General features: G+C 61.2%; 12 protein-coding genes and 1 riboswitch. Of the genes, 5 read left to right on the forward strand and 7 right to left on the reverse strand.

Annotated features, from left to right (window positions below; all coding sequences use genetic code 11):
- Window positions 1–114: 114 nt before the first annotated feature.
- The 3 genes from ppnN to ahcY form a co-directional block, all read right to left on the reverse strand.
- The gene (gene ppnN / locus ACIGEK_RS05550) at window positions 115–1,488 is read right to left on the reverse strand and encodes a nucleotide 5'-monophosphate nucleosidase PpnN (protein ID WP_397492325.1); all 1,374 of its coding nucleotides are present in this window, start codon (window positions 1,486–1,488) and stop codon (window positions 115–117) included.
- Between the two features lie 225 nt (window positions 1,489–1,713).
- Entirely contained in the window at window positions 1,714–2,559 is an 846-nt protein-coding gene (gene metF / locus ACIGEK_RS05555; protein ID WP_397492326.1) for a methylenetetrahydrofolate reductase [NAD(P)H], read from the reverse strand.
- 90 nt (window positions 2,560–2,649) lie between these two features.
- Window positions 2,650–4,044 (reverse strand): adenosylhomocysteinase, encoded by a 1,395-nt coding sequence (gene ahcY / locus ACIGEK_RS05560; RefSeq protein ID WP_397492327.1) that lies wholly within the window; start codon window positions 4,042–4,044, stop codon window positions 2,650–2,652.
- Between the two features lie 22 nt (window positions 4,045–4,066).
- Window positions 4,067–4,160: riboswitch (S-adenosyl-L-homocysteine riboswitch) on the reverse strand.
- Between the two features lie 141 nt (window positions 4,161–4,301).
- Here ahcY and ACIGEK_RS05565 point away from each other — a divergent pair.
- A complete protein-coding gene (locus tag ACIGEK_RS05565) occupies window positions 4,302–4,922 on the forward strand; it encodes a TetR/AcrR family transcriptional regulator (RefSeq protein WP_397492328.1) in 621 nt (206 codons plus the stop codon).
- A gap of 117 nt (window positions 4,923–5,039) precedes the next feature.
- Here the strand turns inward: ACIGEK_RS05565 and preA are convergent, their stop codons facing one another.
- The 3 genes from preA to hydA form a co-directional block, all read right to left on the reverse strand.
- Window positions 5,040–6,314, reverse strand: a complete 1,275-nt coding sequence (gene preA, locus ACIGEK_RS05570) for an NAD-dependent dihydropyrimidine dehydrogenase subunit PreA (RefSeq protein WP_397492329.1) — start codon at window positions 6,312–6,314, stop codon at window positions 5,040–5,042.
- Complete coding sequence (locus ACIGEK_RS05575) at window positions 6,315–7,682, reverse strand: NAD(P)-dependent oxidoreductase (RefSeq protein ID WP_397492330.1); 1,368 nt, start codon at window positions 7,680–7,682, stop codon at window positions 6,315–6,317.
- A 113-nt stretch (window positions 7,683–7,795) separates the two neighbouring features.
- Entirely contained in the window at window positions 7,796–9,235 is a 1,440-nt protein-coding gene (gene hydA / locus ACIGEK_RS05580; protein ID WP_397492331.1) for a dihydropyrimidinase, read from the reverse strand.
- Window positions 9,236–9,869: 634 nt separating this feature from the next.
- On the opposite strand from hydA, the gene ACIGEK_RS05585 reads away from it, so the two are divergent.
- The 4 genes from ACIGEK_RS05585 to ACIGEK_RS05600 all read left to right on the forward strand — a co-directional run bounded on the left by ACIGEK_RS05585 (window position 9,870) and on the right by ACIGEK_RS05600 (window position 13,783).
- Window positions 9,870–11,357, forward strand: coding sequence for an NCS1 family nucleobase:cation symporter-1 (locus ACIGEK_RS05585; RefSeq protein ID WP_397492332.1), 1,488 nt, complete (start codon window positions 9,870–9,872; stop codon window positions 11,355–11,357).
- Window positions 11,358–11,442: 85 nt separating this feature from the next.
- Entirely contained in the window at window positions 11,443–12,726 is a 1,284-nt protein-coding gene (locus tag ACIGEK_RS05590; protein ID WP_397492333.1) for a Zn-dependent hydrolase, read from the forward strand.
- A 97-nt stretch (window positions 12,727–12,823) separates the two neighbouring features.
- Window positions 12,824–13,210, forward strand: a complete 387-nt coding sequence (locus tag ACIGEK_RS05595) for an MAPEG family protein (protein WP_397492335.1) — start codon at window positions 12,824–12,826, stop codon at window positions 13,208–13,210.
- Window positions 13,211–13,333: 123 nt separating this feature from the next.
- Window positions 13,334–13,783: a c-type cytochrome gene (locus ACIGEK_RS05600; protein ID WP_397492336.1), complete on the forward strand. Its 450-nt coding sequence runs from the start codon at window positions 13,334–13,336 to the stop codon at window positions 13,781–13,783.
- Between the two features lie 7 nt (window positions 13,784–13,790).
- On the opposite strand, the gene ligB is transcribed toward ACIGEK_RS05600, so the two are convergent.
- On the reverse strand, window positions 13,791–15,473 hold the full coding sequence (ligB, locus tag ACIGEK_RS05605) for an NAD-dependent DNA ligase LigB (RefSeq protein WP_397492339.1): 1,683 nt from the start codon (window positions 15,471–15,473) through the stop codon (window positions 13,791–13,793).
- Window positions 15,474–15,700: the final 227 nt, after the last annotated feature.

Genomic DNA, 15,700 nt, shown 5'->3' on the forward strand with positions numbered 1-15,700 from the left:
CGCAAGCCTGGCGGGAAGGCCCGAGTATAACAGAGCCGCCGGTCTGTGCGAGTGTCTGCCTGCTCGGTGGTCGCGCGGCGTTGCCGTGCCAGCAACGCCGCGGGTTTCACCGGTTCAGCTGGTCAATTTGTAGCAGGGCTCATAGGCGCTGTTGCCCGGTAGTTTCATCCGATGCTGATCAACGAAGGCCTGCAGCAGCTGGTCGAGCTGCTGCATGATGTCGCGATCACCGGTGATCTCGTAAGGGCCGTGCTGTTCGATCAGGCGGATGCCCTTGTCCTTGACGTTGCCCGAGACAATCCCGGAGAACGCCCGGCGCAGATTGGCAGCCAGTTCATGCACTGGCTGTTCGCGGGTCAGTTTGAGGCTGGCCATGTTGGCGTGGGTCGGCTCAAACGGGTGCTGGAAGCTTTCGTCGATCTTCAGCAGCCAGTTGAAGTGGAAGGCGTCGTTATGCTCACGGCGGAATTGTTTGACCGCCTTGATCCCTTCGGCCATCTCCCGGGCGACCTGCTCGGGGTCGTTGATTATGATGCTGTAGCGCTGCTGCGCGGCTTCGCCCAGGGTCGCGCCGATAAATTCATGCAGCTGTTCGAGGTAGGCGGCAGCGCTGCGCGGCCCGGTCATAATCAGCGGAAAGGGGATGTTCTGGTTGTCCGGGTGCATGAGGATGCCGAGGAAATACAGCAGCTCCTCTGCCGTGCCTGCGCCGCCGGGGAAGATGATGATGCCGTGGCCAACACGCACAAAGGCTTCCAGACGCTTCTCGATGTCCGGCAGGATCACCAGCTCGTTGACGATCGGGTTGGGCGCTTCGGCGGCGATGATCCCCGGCTCGGTCAGGCCCAGATAACGGCCATGCACGTTGCGCTGCTTGGCGTGGGAAATGGTCGCGCCCTTCATCGGCCCCTTCATCACGCCAGGGCCGCAGCCGGTGCAGATATCCAGGCCGCGCAGGCCTAGCTCGTGGCCAACCTTCTTGGTGTATTTGTATTCTTCAGTGCTGATCGAGTGGCCGCCCCAGCACACGACGATCTTTGGTTCGACGCTGGCGCGCAGGGTGTGGGCGTTGCGCAGCAGGTGGAAGACGTAATCGGTGATGCCCTGAGAGCTGTCGAAATCGACCCGCTTGTTCTCCAGTTCGCTCTGCGTGTAGACGATGTCGCGCAGGGCGCTGAACAGCATCTCGCGGGTGCTGGCGATCATTTCACCATCAACGAAGGCGTCGGCCGGGGCGTTGAACAACTCCAGGCGGATGCCGCGATCCTGCTGCAGGATGCGGATTTCGAAGTCCGGATAGGCTTCCAGAATGGTCTTGGCGTTGTCGCTGTGCGAGCCTGTGTTGAGGATCGCCAGGGCGCACTGGCGGAACAGCGCATAGACGCTGCCGGAACCGGTTTCGCGCAGCTGCTGCACTTCACGTTGCGAGAGGGTTTCCAGGCTGCCTTTGGGGGTGACTGAGGCGTTGGTCTTTTTTCGTGCGGCCATTGCGGCGCTCCATGGTTGTGATTCCGCGTAAGCCCTACATGGCTAGACGCTTGCTGAAAGTATGGTCGTGACTGAGTACTTTGGACTATGCGCCGACCAGGTAGTGCGTTGCAAAAGGCTACCGTGGTTTGCCGGGCGAGTGGTGAAAAGGCTATGGCGCATGGCCGGATTAAAGAACCATCGGCACCCGCGGGGCGCGGGTGTCGAGGTTGCTGCCGTAGAGCGTTAGCGTGGCAGCTTGAGGTTGTTCCAGATCGCCAGGCTCGGTTCAGCCTGGTTCATGCTGTAGAAGTGCAAGCCTGGGGCGCCGCCTTGCAGCAGGCGCTCGCACATTTCAGTGATGACCTGCTCGCCATACGCCTGGATGCTGTCGGTATCGTCACCGTAAGCTTCCAGTTGCTTGCGCACCCAGCGTGGGATTTCCGCACCGCAGGCGTCGGAGAAGCGCGCCAGCTTGCTGTAGTTGGTGATCGGCATAATGCCCGGCACCACTGGGATATCCACACCCAGCTTGCGCACACGCTCGACAAAGTAGAAATAGCAGTCGGCGTTGAAGAAGTACTGGGTGATCGCGCTGTCGGCGCCGGCCTTGGCCTTACGCACGAAGTTGGCGATATCGTCCTCGAAGTTGCGTGCCTGCGGGTGCATTTCCGGGTAGGCGGCCACTTCGATATGAAAGTGGTCACCGGTTTCTTCGCGGATAAAGCTGACCAGCTCGTTGGCGTAGCGCAGCTCGCCGCTGGCCATGCCCATACCGGATGGCAGGTCACCGCGCAGGGCAACGATGCGCTTGATGCCGGCGTTCTTGTACAGGGTCAGCAGTTCACTTAGCTCGGCCTTGCTGTCACCGACGCAGGACAGGTGCGGCGCGGCCGGCACTTTGATCTCGCCATCGAGTTGCAGCACGGTGTTCAGCGTGCGGTCGCGGGTGGAGCCACCGGCACCGTAAGTGCAGGAGAAGAAATCGGGGTTGTAGGTCGCCAGTTGGCGCGCCACATTCATCAGTTTTTCGTGCCCGGCTTCGGTCTTGGTGGGGAAGAACTCGAAGCTGTAACGGCGTTCTTGAGACATAAGAAAATTCCGAAAGGTGGGTCAGCCATAGGCATAACCCACCGGGGTTCTCGACGGGCTGGCCGCAGAGCGGTCAGCCTGTCCTACGCATCAATAGCGGTAAGCGTGTGGCTTGAACGGGCCTTCCACGGTTACGCCGATGTAGTCGGCCTGAGTCTTGGTCAGCTGCGTGACTACGCCACCGAAGCCTTTGACCATTTCCAGGGCTACTTCTTCGTCGAGTTTCTTCGGCAGCACTTCCACGGTCAGGCGCTCAGCTTTCTGTGCAGGCGACAGGTCGGCGTACTTCTGGTCGAACAGGAAGATCTGCGCCAGTACCTGGTTGGCGAAGGAACCGTCCATGATCCGGCTTGGGTGGCCAGTGGCGTTACCGAGGTTTACCAGGCGGCCTTCCGACAGCAGGATCAGGTAGTCATCATTCTGCGCGTCGAATGCGCCTGGGCCAGTGCGGTGGACCTTGTGCACCTGTGGCTTCACTTCTTCCCATGCCCAGTTCTTGCGCATAAAGGCCGTGTCGATCTCGTTATCGAAGTGGCCGATGTTGCACACCACAGCGCGTTTTTTCAGCGCTTTGAGCATGTTCGAGTCGCAGACGTTGAAGTTACCGGTGGTGGTCACCAGCAGGTCGATCTTGCCCAGCAACTGGGTGTCGATGCAGGCTTCGCTGCCGTCGTTGATGCCGTTTTTGAATGGCGAAACCACTTCATAGCCATCCATGCAGGCTTGCATGGCGCAGATCGGGTCGACTTCAGTCACGCGCACGATCATGCCTTCCTGACGCAGCGATTGTGCCGAGCCCTTGCCCACGTCGCCGTAGCCGATGACCAGCGCTTGCTTGCCGGACAGCAGGTGGTCGGTGCCGCGCTTGATGGCGTCGCTTAGGCTGTGACGGCAGCCATACTTGTTGTCGTTCTTGCTCTTGGTCACCGAGTCGTTGACGTTGATCGCCGGGATTTTCAGCTCGCCCTTGGCCAGCATGTCCAGCAGGCGGTGTACGCCGGTGGTGGTTTCTTCGGTGACGCCGTGGATGCGCTCAAGCATCTGCGGGTATTTCTTGTGCAGGATCTCGGTCAGGTCGCCGCCGTCATCGAGGATCATGTTGGCATCCCACGGCTGGCCATCCTTGAGGATGGTTTGCTCGATGCACCACTCGTATTCTTCTTCAGTTTCGCCCTTCCAGGCGAATACCGGGATACCGGCGGCTGCGATGGCCGCAGCGGCCTGGTCCTGAGTGGAGAAGATGTTGCACGACGACCAGCGTACTTCGGCGCCCAGTGCAGTCAAGGTTTCGATCAGCACGGCGGTCTGGATGGTCATGTGGATACAGCCGATGATCTTCGCGCCTTTCAGCGGCTGTTCGCCGGCGTATTTGCGGCGCAGGCCCATCAAAGCAGGCATTTCGGATTCGGCGATGATGGTTTCGCGACGGCCCCAGGCAGCCAGGGACATGTCGGCGACTTTGAAATCGTTAAAAGCGGCGCTCATAAAAAGCTCTCCATTCGTTGTCTGCGAATGGGCGCCGTTGATGCGTATGGTTAACGCCCTATCCGAGCCTGACAAATCCCTGCTAGGCAGAGTTTGCTGCAGCGCCCCTCGGACAGGTGGCGGGAGCAACCGGAGCTGTGCCGATTGCGTGAAGCGGTGGTGATTATAGCCATGCTGAGGATTTAGCCAAAGGCTTTCCGTCGCTCCGTCTCGGCGTGGGTGGTAGCCTTGCGGTATTGCGTAGCCACGGACCAATCATGGGCAATCACAAAATCGAGATTCGCCGCCGTAACGTCGAGAAGATCCTGCTGGCCGCCGAAAAGGTCTTTGCCGAAAAAGGCCATGGCGGCACCGCTATGGGCGACATCGCCGAAGAAGTCGGGCTACCGCGCTCCAACCTGCACTACTACTTCAGCACCAAGGACGAGTTGTACCGCGCGGTACTGCTTGATCTGCTTGAAGTGTGGAAACAGGACGCCTTGTGCTTCGAGATGTATGACGATCCGCGGGTGGTGCTCAGTACCTATATTCGCGCCAAGATGAACCACTCGCGCAGTCGCCCGCACGGCTCCAAGGTATGGGCTAACGAGATCATCCATGGTGCGCCGATGCTGGGTGCAACCCTCGACGATAGCCTCTACAGCTGGGCGAAGATGAAGGAAGCGAAGATCCGCCAATGGGTCGACGACAAACGCATCCTGGCCGTCGAGCCGTCCGCGTTGCTGTATATGATTTGGGCGTCAACCCAGCACTATGCTGACTTCAGCCATCAGGTCAGCGTGCTGAACGACCATCAGGCGTTGTCCGAGCTGCAGTTCGAGCGCGCAGTGCAGACGGTGACCAGCGTGATATTGCGTGGGATTGGGTTGGAACCATAGCACTGTGATTTGGGATCGCTGATCGCGGGCAAGCCCGCTCCTACAACAACGCTGAATCTGTAGGAGCGGCGGGGACGCCTAGTTCTTGCCCGCGATATATCTGATGGAGTGGTGTGGTTACGACGCTACGCGATATGGATTGCGTGGGTCGTGGTTCCAGTCGAGGAAGGGCTTGCCGGTGTCCTGGGTCACCATCTCGATGCAGTTTTCCACCGGGCAGGTGATCTGGCAGAGGTTGCAGCCCACACACTCTTCGTCGATCACTTCGTACTTATGCGTGCCGTCGGCCTGGGTCAGGCTGGCGATGGCCTGGTGCGAGGTGTCTTCGCAGGCGATGTGGCAGCGGCCGCAGCCGATGCAGGCGTCCTGATCGATCTTGGCGATTACCTGGTAGTTGATGTCCAGGTACTTCCAGTCGGTGGTGTTGCCCACCGCACGGCCTGAGAAGTCCGCCAGGCTGTCGTAGCCCTGACTGTCCATCCAGCGCGACAGGCCATCTTTCATCTCTTCGACGATGCGAAAGCCATGCAGCATGGCCGCCGTGCACACCTGCACCGCGCCGCAGCCCAGTGCAACGAACTCCGCCGCATCGCGCCAGCTGCCGATGCCGCCGATACCGCAGATCGGCAGGCCTTGGGTTTCCGGGTCTCGGGCAATTTCCGCGACCATATTCAGGGCGATGGGTTTGACCGCCGAGCCGCAGTAGCCGCCGTGGGTGCTTTGCGTGCCGACGATGGGGTGGGCGACCATGCGCTCCAGGTCGACGTTGGTGATTGAGTTGATGGTGTTGATCAGCGACACCGCGTCCGCGCCACCACGATGGGCGGCGCGGGCGGACAGGCGCACGTCGGTGATATTCGGCGTCAGTTTGACGATCACCGGCAGCGAGCTGTAGGTCTTGCACCAGCGGGTGACCATCTCCACGTATTCCGGCACCTGGCCGACCGCTGCGCCCATGCCGCGCTCGGGCATGCCGTGGGGGCAGCCGAAGTTCAGTTCGATGCCGTCGCAGCCGGTGGCTTCCACCAACGGCAGAATGGCTTTCCAGGATTCTTCGACGCACGGCACCATCAGCGACACGATCATCGCGCGGTCCGGCCAGTCCTTCTTCACCTGGGTAATTTCGCGCAGGTTGATTTCCAGCGAGCGGTCGGTGATCAGTTCGATGTTATTGATGCCCTGCACTTGGCGGTTGGGGCCAAAGTGCGCGGAGTAGCGCGACGATACGTTGACCGCCGCTGGGTCTTCGCCGAGGGTCTTCCACACCACGCCGCCCCAGCCGGCCTCGAAGGCGCGGACCACGTTATAGGCTTTGTCGGTCGGCGGCGCGCTTGCCAGCCAGAACGGGTTGGGTGCCTTGATACCGGCAAATTCGATGGATAGATCGGCCATTTATGCGGCCTCCACATTGAGCATCAGGTGAGAGTGGATGGCCTCGGCGGCCAGCTTGCCGTGCTGCACGGCTTGTACGGTGAGGTCCTGACCCTGGGCGGTGCAGTCACCGCCGGCGTAGATGCCGGGCACGCTGGTTTGCTGCTGGGCATCGACCCAGATGCGCTGGCCCTCGCGCTTTAGCTCGCTGGCCAGCGGGTCACTCAGGGCTTGGCCGTCAAAGGCCTGGCCGATGGCGCTGAAGATGGCGTCGGCGGCCAGCTCGAAGGTTTGCCCGGTGCTCTGCAGGCGGCCATTCTCCAGGCGGGTACGGGCGAAGCGCATGCCACGCACTTGGCCATGCTCGTTGAGCAACACGGCGTCCGGTTGCGCCCAGGTCAGCAGGCGCACCTGATTGGCTTTGGCGATGTCTTGTTCATGTTCGGTGGCGCCCATTTCCTCGAAACCACGGCGATAGACCAGGTTGACGTCGCGCGCGCCGAGCTTGCTCATTTGCACCGCCATGTCGATAGCGGTATTGCCGGCACCGAGGACGATGCAGCGCTCGGCCACGGGCAACTGGGTCAGGTCATCGCTCTGCCGTAGTTCGCGGATGTAGTCGGTAGCGGCGAGCAGCCCCGGCGCGTCTTCGCCAGCCAGGCCGAGGCGTTTGCTGGCCGCCAGGCCGATGCCGAGGAAGACCGCGTCGAACTGCTGGTGCAGCTCGCTCAGGCTGAGGTCGTCGCCCAGTTTGTGCCCGTGGCGGATCTCGATGCCGCCAATCTGCAGCAGAAATTCCACTTCGCGCTGGGCGAAGTCGTCGACCAGCTTGTAGGCGGCGATGCCGTATTCGTTGAGGCCGCCAGCTTTCTCACGCGCCTCTAAGATCACTACGTCGTGGCCATGCATGGCCAGGCGATGGGCGCAGGACAAACCCGCAGGCCCGGCACCGACCACGGCGATGCGTTTACCGCTGGCTGGGGCGCGTTTAAACGGGTGTTCGCTGAACTGCGCGTTGTCGATGGCGTAACGCTGCAACAGGCCGATCAATACTGGCGCGCATTCTTGCGCGTTGTTACGTACGCAGGCCTGCTGGCAAAGGATTTCCGTCGGGCAAACGCGGGCGCAGCTGCCGCCGAGGATATTCGCCGAGAGAATTTTCTCGGCGGCGCCCTGAACGTTCTCATGGCTGATATTGCGAATGAACGAGGGAATGTCGATCTCGCTGGGGCAGGCATTGATGCAGGGCGCGTCGTAGCAGTACAGGCAACGGGCGCTTTCCAGTGCGGCCTGGCGAGCGTTAAGCGGCGGGGCCAGATCGCTGAAGCGATCGGCCAGTTCGGCCGCGTCGGCATCCGGTCGCGGCAAATGGCTGAGGGTGTCTATCACGGTTATTGCCTCATGGTTTTGTGGCTTTTATTGGGCAGTTAACAGCTGATAAGCGGCCGTCCGGCCTCTGTGGGTCGGTGCGGCTAAGTCATGTGTGGTGCCTGGGCGCGGGTTTAGCGCTCGACGGCGGTAGGGCGATTCTTTTCGGCGCGTTTACTCAGCAGGTCGAATACCGCCGGGTACGCCGGGCGCTCGACATAGCGGCCGGCGCCACGTTCGGCGCGCAGGTCGCCATCGACCCAGACCAGCTTGCCCTGGCTGATGGTGTGGCTGGGCACGCCGCGCACGGTCTTGCCTTCGAAGATGTTGAAGTCGACCTGCTGGTGATGGGTCTTGGCCGAAATGGTGCGTGTGCCCTGCGGGTCCCAAAGCACCAGGTCGGCGTCGGCGCCTACGCGTAGCGCACCCTTGCGTGGGAACAGGTTGAAGATCTTTGCCGTATTGGTGCTGGTCAGCGCGACGAAGTCGGTGATCGACAGCTTGCCGCTGTTGACCCCTTCGTCCCACAGCACGGCCATACGGTCTTCAATACCGGCAGTGCCGTTGGGGATTTTGCTGAAATCGTCACGACCGGCGGCTTTTTGCTCGGCGCAGAAGCAGCAATGGTCGGTGGCGGTGGTGTGCAGATTGCCCGACTGCAGGCCGCGCCATAGCGCTGCTTGATGCTCTTTGGGGCGGAACGGCGGGCTCATCACGTAACCGGCGGCCGTCTGCCAATCCGGGTGGCGATAGACGCTGTCATCGAGCAGCAGGTGGCCGGCTAATACTTCGCCGTACACCGGCTGACCTTTAGCGCGGGCATAGGTGATTTCATCCAGGGCTTCCTGGGTGGAAACATGCACCAGGTACAACGGCGTACCTAGGGTCTCAGCAATGCGGATGGCACGGCTGGCGGCTTCACCTTCGACCTGCGAAGGCCGTGACAGCGGGTGTGCTTCTGGCCCGGTCAAACCTTGGGCCAGCAGTTTCTGTTGCAGGTGGTAGACCAGCTCGCCGTTTTCCGCGTGCACGGTGGGCACTGCGCCCAGTTGCAGGCAGCGTTCGAAGCTGGCGACCAGGGTGTCGTCAGCGGCCATGATGGCGTTCTTGTAGGCCATAAAGTGCTTGAAGCTGTTGACCCCGAATTTGCTCACCAGCTCGCCCATCTCGGCGGCAACCTGCTCGCTCCACCAGGTGATGGCGACATGGAAGCCGTAGTCGGATGCGGACTTTTCCGCCCAGCCGCGCCAGGTGTGGAAGGCTTCGAGCAGCGATTGCTGCGGGTTGGGAATGACGAAGTCGATGATCGAGGTCGTACCGCCGGCCAGCCCTGCAGCCGTGCCGCTGAAAAAGTCTTCGCTGGCCACGGTGCCCATAAAGGGCAATTGCATGTGAGTGTGCGGATCGATGCCGCCGGGCATCAGGTACTGGCCGCTGCCGTCGAGTACTTGGCAACCGGCGGGGGCGTCGAGGTTGTCGCCAATGGCCTGGATCAGGCCATCGGTACATAGCACATCAGCGCGGTAGCTTTGCTCATGAGTGACCAGGGTGGCACCACGGATCAACAGCGACATAGCGAGTTCCTCTCAGGCTGACCGGTGCGTGCCGGTTCTTGGTGTTATGGCCTGTCAGGCGAGAGGGTTTTATTCCTGTCAGCCTTGACAGGAATTGAATCTAGTCGCTGCTTATGAATTGATCAAGAATATTTTTTAGCCTGTTTATATGAATATAAGGCTTTGATTTATAAATAAAAAATACATAAATAAGCAAAATGGTGCAGTGCCTCACCATTTTGACGCACTTGACAAGAACCAAATATGAGCAAGATTTCCTATGCAAAATCAGGCGCTTGAGCCCGGCTGTGGGTAGGCGCTGCTGGAGCAAAAAATATTTGCCTGCACCACTTTGAATCCTGACTGGGCAGACAGGCTTGTCCGTCACGATAAAAGAGAGGCTTTAAGGCGCCGCAAGAAAATCAGGAGATTTTATAAAGCTTATGTAAATCAGTTATTTGTCTGCTTATACCGTGAGCGATAAAGCAACTGAAGAGGTTCCCGGCACGCTTATTGATAGCCGTCGCTACCGAGCTGGCCGGCCCTGAGATGGAAATGTACTCCGGCCATCGCGAACGGCCGCTTGGCTGTAACCCCTGCCAAGCAGCTGCTAATCCCGATGAGCGAATAATCAGAACAATGACTGGAGAGGCCCATGCAACAGAGCAGATCGCAAGTGACCGAACGCGATGGCTTGTACGAACTGGCCGCTGGCCCCGACGTACTCGACAGCCCGCGCTATAACCACGACATCGCCCCGACCCAGGTGCACGAGCGCACCTGGAACAAATGGCATATCACCGCGCTGTGGGTCGGTATGTCGATCTGCGTGCCGACCTACACCCTGGGTGGCGTACTGACCGCCTACTTCGGTTTGTCCGTAGGTGAGGCGCTGCTGGCGATTCTGCTGGCCAATATTATCGTGCTGATCCCACTGACGCTGAATGCCTTCCCCGGCACCAAGTACGGCATTCCCTTTCCAGTTTTGCTGCGCTCCTCGTTCGGGGTGATCGGTTCTAACGTGCCCTGTTTGATTCGCGCCGTGGTGGCCTGCGGTTGGTTCGGTATTCAAACCATGTTCGGCGGCCTGGCCATTCACCTGCTGCTTGGCTCGATCTTCGAGGGTTGGAAAAGCCTCGGCGGCACCGGTGAAGTGATTGGTTTCATGATTTTCTGGACCCTCAACCTGTGGGTGGTGCTGCGCGGGGCTGAGTCGATCAAGTGGCTGGAAACCCTGTCCGCGCCGCTGCTGGTGCTGGTCGGTGCCGGCTTGCTGGTATGGGCGCTGCCCAATGTGTCGATGAGCGAGCTGCTGGCGCAGCCGGCCAATCGTCCTGAGGGCGCCAGCGTGACGGGTTACTTCCTGGCTGGGCTGACGGCCATGGTCGGTTTTTGGGCCACTCTTTCGTTGAACATTCCGGATTTCAGCCGTTACGCCAAGAGCCAGAAGGATCAGATCATCGGCCAGGTTATTGGTCTGCCACTGACCATGTTCCTGTTCGCCGCCCTCGGTGTGGTGATGACTGCTGCGTCGGCCTCGCTGGTCGGCGAAACCGTGTCGGATCCGGTTAGCCTGATCGGCCATATCCAGAGCCCAGGTTGGGTCGCTTTGGCCATGGCGCTGATCATTGTCGCCACGCTGTCGACCAACACGGCGGCGAATATCGTTTCGCCAACCAATGACTTCCAGAATATCGCGCCCAAGCTGATCAACCGTACCAAGGCGGTCATGCTCACCGGCCTGATCGGCCTAGGGCTGATGGCTCACGAGCTGCTGAAGAAGCTCGGCCTGCTGGTCTCCGACCTGAGCCTGGAAAGCGTTTACTCCAACTGGTTGCTGGGCTACTCCAGCCTGCTTGGGCCGATTGCCGGGATAATGGTGGTGGACTACTTCCTGATCAAAAAGCAGCGCCTCGACCTGGCCGGCCTTTATCGCGATGACGTGTATCCCGCGTGGAACTGGATCGGGTTTGTTGCCTTCGCCGTACCTGTCGCGCTGACCCTGCTGTCGCTCGGTAGCAGTGCCTTCAGCTGGTTCTACGACTACGGCTGGTTTACCGGCTCCTTCCTCGGCGGGCTGATCTATTTCGGGCTGTGCAGCGTGAGCAGCACACAGCCGGTGGCGGCCAAGGCATCGGTGTAATAGCGGGCTTACTCGCAAGTGGTCCAGCAGGCGCGCCGGTGTTGTGGGCGCGCCACAGACAACTAGAAAGGTTGAGGAGATAACCATGAACACTGCCATTGAGGTTCTGCAATCCAGCCAGCCGCACATCAACAGCGAGCGCCTGTGGCAATCGCTGATGGAGTTGGCGCAGCTCGGGGCCACCGTCAAAGGTGGCGTTTGCCGGTTGGCGCTGACCGATCTCGACCGCCAAGCACGCGACCTTTTTGTGCGCTGGTGCGAGGACGCTGGCTGTACCGTGACGGTTGATGGCGTCGGCAATATTTTTGCCCGCCGCCCCGGGCGTAACGCTGCGCTGCCGCCGGTAATGACCGGCAGCCATATCGATACCCAACCCACTGGCGGCAAGTTCGACGGCTGCTTTGGCGTACTGGCCGGCGTCGAGGTGCTGCGTACTCTGAATGACCTCGGCGTGCAAACCGAAGCGCCGCTGGAAGTAGTGGTGTGGACCAACGAGGAGGGCTCGCGCTTTGCCCCGTGCATGATGGGCTCCGGGGTATTCGCCGAGAAATTCACCCTGGAAGAAACCCTGGCCAAGCGCGATGCCGAGGGTATCAGCGTCGGTGAGGCGTTGAATGCCATCGGCTATGCCGGCACCCGTGCGGTGACCGGGCATGCGGTGGGCGCGTATTTCGAAGCGCATATCGAGCAGGGGCCGATTCTCGAAGACCAAGGCAAGACCATTGGCGTGGTGCTGGGCGCGCTCGGGCAGAAGTGGTTTGATCTAACCCTTAAGGGTGTTGAGGCGCATGCCGGCCCGACGCCGATGCACCTGCGTAAAGATGCGCTGGTCGGTGCTGCTGCCGTGGTCGCGGCGGTCAATCAGGTGGCGCTGGCGCATCAGCCGCATGCCTGTGGCACGGTTGGCTGTCTGCAGGCCTACCCCGGCTCGCGCAACGTGATTCCCGGCGAGGTGCGCATGACCCTGGACTTCCGTCACCTGGAGCCAGCGCGGCTGGATTCGATGATCGAAGAGGTGCGTGGAGTGATCGATGCGACCTGCACCAAGCATGGCCTGAGTTTCGAGCTGACGCCGACCGCTGACTTCCCACCGCTGTATTTCGATCAGGGCTGCGTCGATGCGGTGCGTGCTGCGGCGGCCGGGCTCGGGTTGTCGCATATGGATATTGTCAGCGGCGCTGGGCATGACGCGATCTTTCTCGCAGAGCTGGGGCCGGCCGGGATGATCTTTGTGCCATGCGAGGGCGGTATCAGCCACAACGAGATCGAGAATGCCGCGCCGGATGATCTTGCCGCCGGTTGTGCCGTACTGCTGCGCGCCATGCTCGCGGCTTCTGCCGCACTGGCAGCGGGTAAGCTGGCGGCATAATTGACCGAATCGCCGTCGACTTCGGCGGTGACGGTCATGGACGCCCGTTTGGGCTCGGGACAAGCTGCGCATTCCATTATCGAATTGCGGAGCCTCTATGACCCTCGCCTACTGGTGCGTACTGATCGCCATTGTCCTGCCTTACCTGGCTACCGCCAGCGCCAAGTTCCTCGGTGCTGGCTATGGGCCACGCGCCAACAGCGACCCGCGTACGTTTCTCTCCGGCCTGGATGGCTGGCGCAAGCGTGCGAACAACGCTCAGCTCAACGGCTTCGAAGTAACACCGGCATTTGCCGCCGCAGTGATCATTGCCCATCTGGCCGGTGGCGCCGAGCAGGGGCTGCTGGACCAGCTGGCGATTGCCTTTGTTGTGAGTCGGGTGCTGTATTTCCTGTGCTACCTGGCTGATTGGGGGCCGATCCGTTCGCTGGTGTGGTTCGCCGGTATGGGGCTGATCGTCAGCCTGTTTGTGGTCTCCGCTTAACGCCTGCGCGCGGGTATGGGTGCAGCGTCTAGCCACTGCGGCAAAACACCACGCTTGGCCGGTGGTTAATGGGTGGTGATACTGTCGCCCGTTATCCACCCGGTTGTTGGCATTGAAGGTGTTATGAAGCTTAAAACCCTGTCCCTGGTTGTATTGGTGTTGGCTGTGAGTGGCTGCGGCGGTGTCGATCCCAATTCGCCACAAGGCCAGCGCCAGAGCATTTTCAAGCAGATGCTCAAGGTCAGCGAAGACCTCGGTGGCATGCTGCGCGGGCGGCTGGCATTCAAGGAACAGGCATTTATTGAGGGTGCGACCAAACTCGATCAACTGACCCGTACGCCCTGGCAGCACTTCCCGCAGGTGCGCGAAGACGGTGAGGAGAGCCGCGCTAAGGATGACGTCTGGCAGCGCCAGGCGCGTTTTCACGAGTTGGCCCAGGCTATGGAAGCCAGCACCGCGGCGTTGGTGGCTGCCACGACTGCGCAACCGTTAACGCCTGAGGCGTTAACAACGCCGATGCAGCGTGTCGAGGACAGCTGCAAGGCTTGTCATGAAGAGTTTCGCGCCTTCTGATGATCACTCAAAACCCCGCGATCTGCGCCTCGCGCAGTTGTGCGCGCAAGGCCTGTACTTCCGGGTGTTGAAAGAAGGCGCGCAACTGCTCCGCGCGCTGCGGGCCGATACCGGGTTGGCGTTGCCAGTCGGCCACGCTGCGTTGCGCCAGGGTGTCCCAGTCGGCGTCCAATCCCAGATTGCCATTGCCCGGCAGGCCCAGGGCGCGTAGCCAGTCCTGCATGGGGCGTTCGCGGGCCAGGTTGAAACTCTGTTGCAGGGCGCTGGCGCTACGTGGGCCCAGGCCCGGAATGCTCTTGAGTTGTTCTGTGGAGAGGTGCAGCCAGTCGAGCAGGCTGTCGAGTTGTTGCGCGTGCAGCAGTTTTTCCCAGGTGCCGGGGCCCACGCCCGGCAACGCCAGGCCCTGTTTACTGCTAAGCCAGGCCAGGCGTGCGCGGAACTGGCTGGCGCAGGGCGCAGTGGCGCGCCAGCAGCTCAGCGCGTGATAGGCCGCAGCGTCAGGCACTTGCAGCGCGGCGCGCTGCTGGGTGCGCCAGAGCACGCTGTCCAGCGCCGGGATGGTCAGGCCGGAAAGGCGGATCACCACCTGATCGCCCGGGCGGATGTCCAGTGCCTGCCAGCGTTGCAGCGAACCGACGCTGACATACTCGATGCGTCGGTCATCCAGCTTGACCGGTTGTACGCGCAGCACCGGGGTGATGCGTCCGCTGCGGCCGATACGAAAGTCCACCGCTTGCACCACCGCCAAGGCCTGACTGGCCGGGTATTTCCAGGCTGCTGCCCAGTGTGGCGGTTCGGCTTGCCAGCGCGCGGCCGCTGGGCGTTGCCCTTGGCGCAGTACCACGCCATCGGTGGCGAAGGGCAGGGCGCTGTTGTACCAACGTTCGCGCCAATTGGCGGCTTGTTCCAGGCTGCGGATCGGGTGGCTGAACTGCAGGCTGTCGGTAAAACCCAGCTCTGCCAGTTGCTGCAGGCGCTGGGGCATCAGTGCCGGGCCGTCGGGCCAATCCCAGACAAAAAGGCCGATGCCGGCAGCGTCCTCGGCGCTTAGCGTTTGTCTGTTCATCAATCCGGCGATCTTGCTGCGCGCCCCGAGACCGCCGGACTTGTGCTGGATATGCTCCGGAAAACGCCAATACAGTTCGCCCTGCAGTACCAGGCTGAGCGGCTTGGGTAAGTGCGCAGGAGTGGCTGGCAGGTGGCGGGCATGGCTGCTCCAATCCTGTCCTGTGCGGCCATCGCCGCGGCTGATCAGCTGCTGCAGCTGGCCGTCGCGGTAGACCAGGCTGACGGCAACGCCATCGACCTTGGGCTGAATCCATAAGTCCTCACGGTTGGCGATCCAGGCACTTGCCGCGTGGCTGTCGGCCAGCTTGCGCAGGCCGGTATGCGCGATTGGGTGCTGATGATGGCCGCTGCTGGTGCTGAGCGGGTCGGTCGTAGCGGCGGCGACTTCAGGGAAGCAGGCGTGCCAGCGCTGCAGGTTGGCACTGGCCTGGTCATAGAGTTCGTCAGCCACCAGTGATTGGCCCTGGCGATGGTAGGCGTCGTCCCATGCTGCCAGTTGCTGGCTTAGTGCAGCGATTTCCAGCTCGGCGCGTTGCCCCTGCCAGTCCGGGCAGGAGGCGGCCCAGGTGTCGAGGGTTAGGGTGGTCAATAACAGCGCGATGGCGGCTTTCATGCTGAGCATCCTTGCCCGTATGCGGTTTACCCAGCGTAGCAGCTGCGCTTGATCTGGCCGCGCCACGGCGTTTTGCGTGCAACGCACCGGAGACAGCGGGTGACCCGCGCGATGAACATTACTTCATTCTCAATCATCCTTTCGACAAGGCTGCCTATTGGGTTACGCCGGCGGCCTAGCTCGGTGATTTGCTAGTTGAACGCAAGAAAAAACCCGCCGTAGCGGGTTTTTTCTGC

Origin of the sequence: Pseudomonas sp. NPDC079086, assembly GCF_044542155.1 — a bacterium.
Classification (GTDB): domain Bacteria; phylum Pseudomonadota; class Gammaproteobacteria; order Pseudomonadales; family Pseudomonadaceae; genus Aquipseudomonas.

Excerpts from the sequence above, each read along its gene's own strand:
- ligB (WP_397492339.1), bottom strand. The coding sequence starts at position 15,473 with ATGCTCAGCATGAAAGCCGCCATCGCGCTGTTATTGACCACCCTAACC.
- ACIGEK_RS05595 (WP_397492335.1), top strand. The coding sequence starts at position 12,824 with ATGACCCTCGCCTACTGGTGCGTACTGATCGCCATTGTCCTGCCTTAC.
- ACIGEK_RS05590 (WP_397492333.1), top strand. The coding sequence starts at position 11,443 with ATGAACACTGCCATTGAGGTTCTGCAATCCAGCCAGCCGCACATCAAC.
- ahcY (WP_397492327.1), bottom strand. The coding sequence starts at position 4,044 with ATGAGCGCCGCTTTTAACGATTTCAAAGTCGCCGACATGTCCCTGGCT.
- metF (WP_397492326.1), bottom strand. The coding sequence starts at position 2,559 with ATGTCTCAAGAACGCCGTTACAGCTTCGAGTTCTTCCCCACCAAGACC.
- ACIGEK_RS05600 (WP_397492336.1), top strand. The coding sequence starts at position 13,334 with ATGAAGCTTAAAACCCTGTCCCTGGTTGTATTGGTGTTGGCTGTGAGT.
- preA (WP_397492329.1), bottom strand. The coding sequence starts at position 6,314 with ATGGCCGATCTATCCATCGAATTTGCCGGTATCAAGGCACCCAACCCG.
- hydA (WP_397492331.1), bottom strand. The coding sequence starts at position 9,235 with ATGTCGCTGTTGATCCGTGGTGCCACCCTGGTCACTCATGAGCAAAGC.
- ACIGEK_RS05585 (WP_397492332.1), top strand. The coding sequence starts at position 9,870 with ATGCAACAGAGCAGATCGCAAGTGACCGAACGCGATGGCTTGTACGAA.
- ACIGEK_RS05565 (WP_397492328.1), top strand. The coding sequence starts at position 4,302 with ATGGGCAATCACAAAATCGAGATTCGCCGCCGTAACGTCGAGAAGATC.
- ppnN (WP_397492325.1), bottom strand. The coding sequence starts at position 1,488 with ATGGCCGCACGAAAAAAGACCAACGCCTCAGTCACCCCCAAAGGCAGC.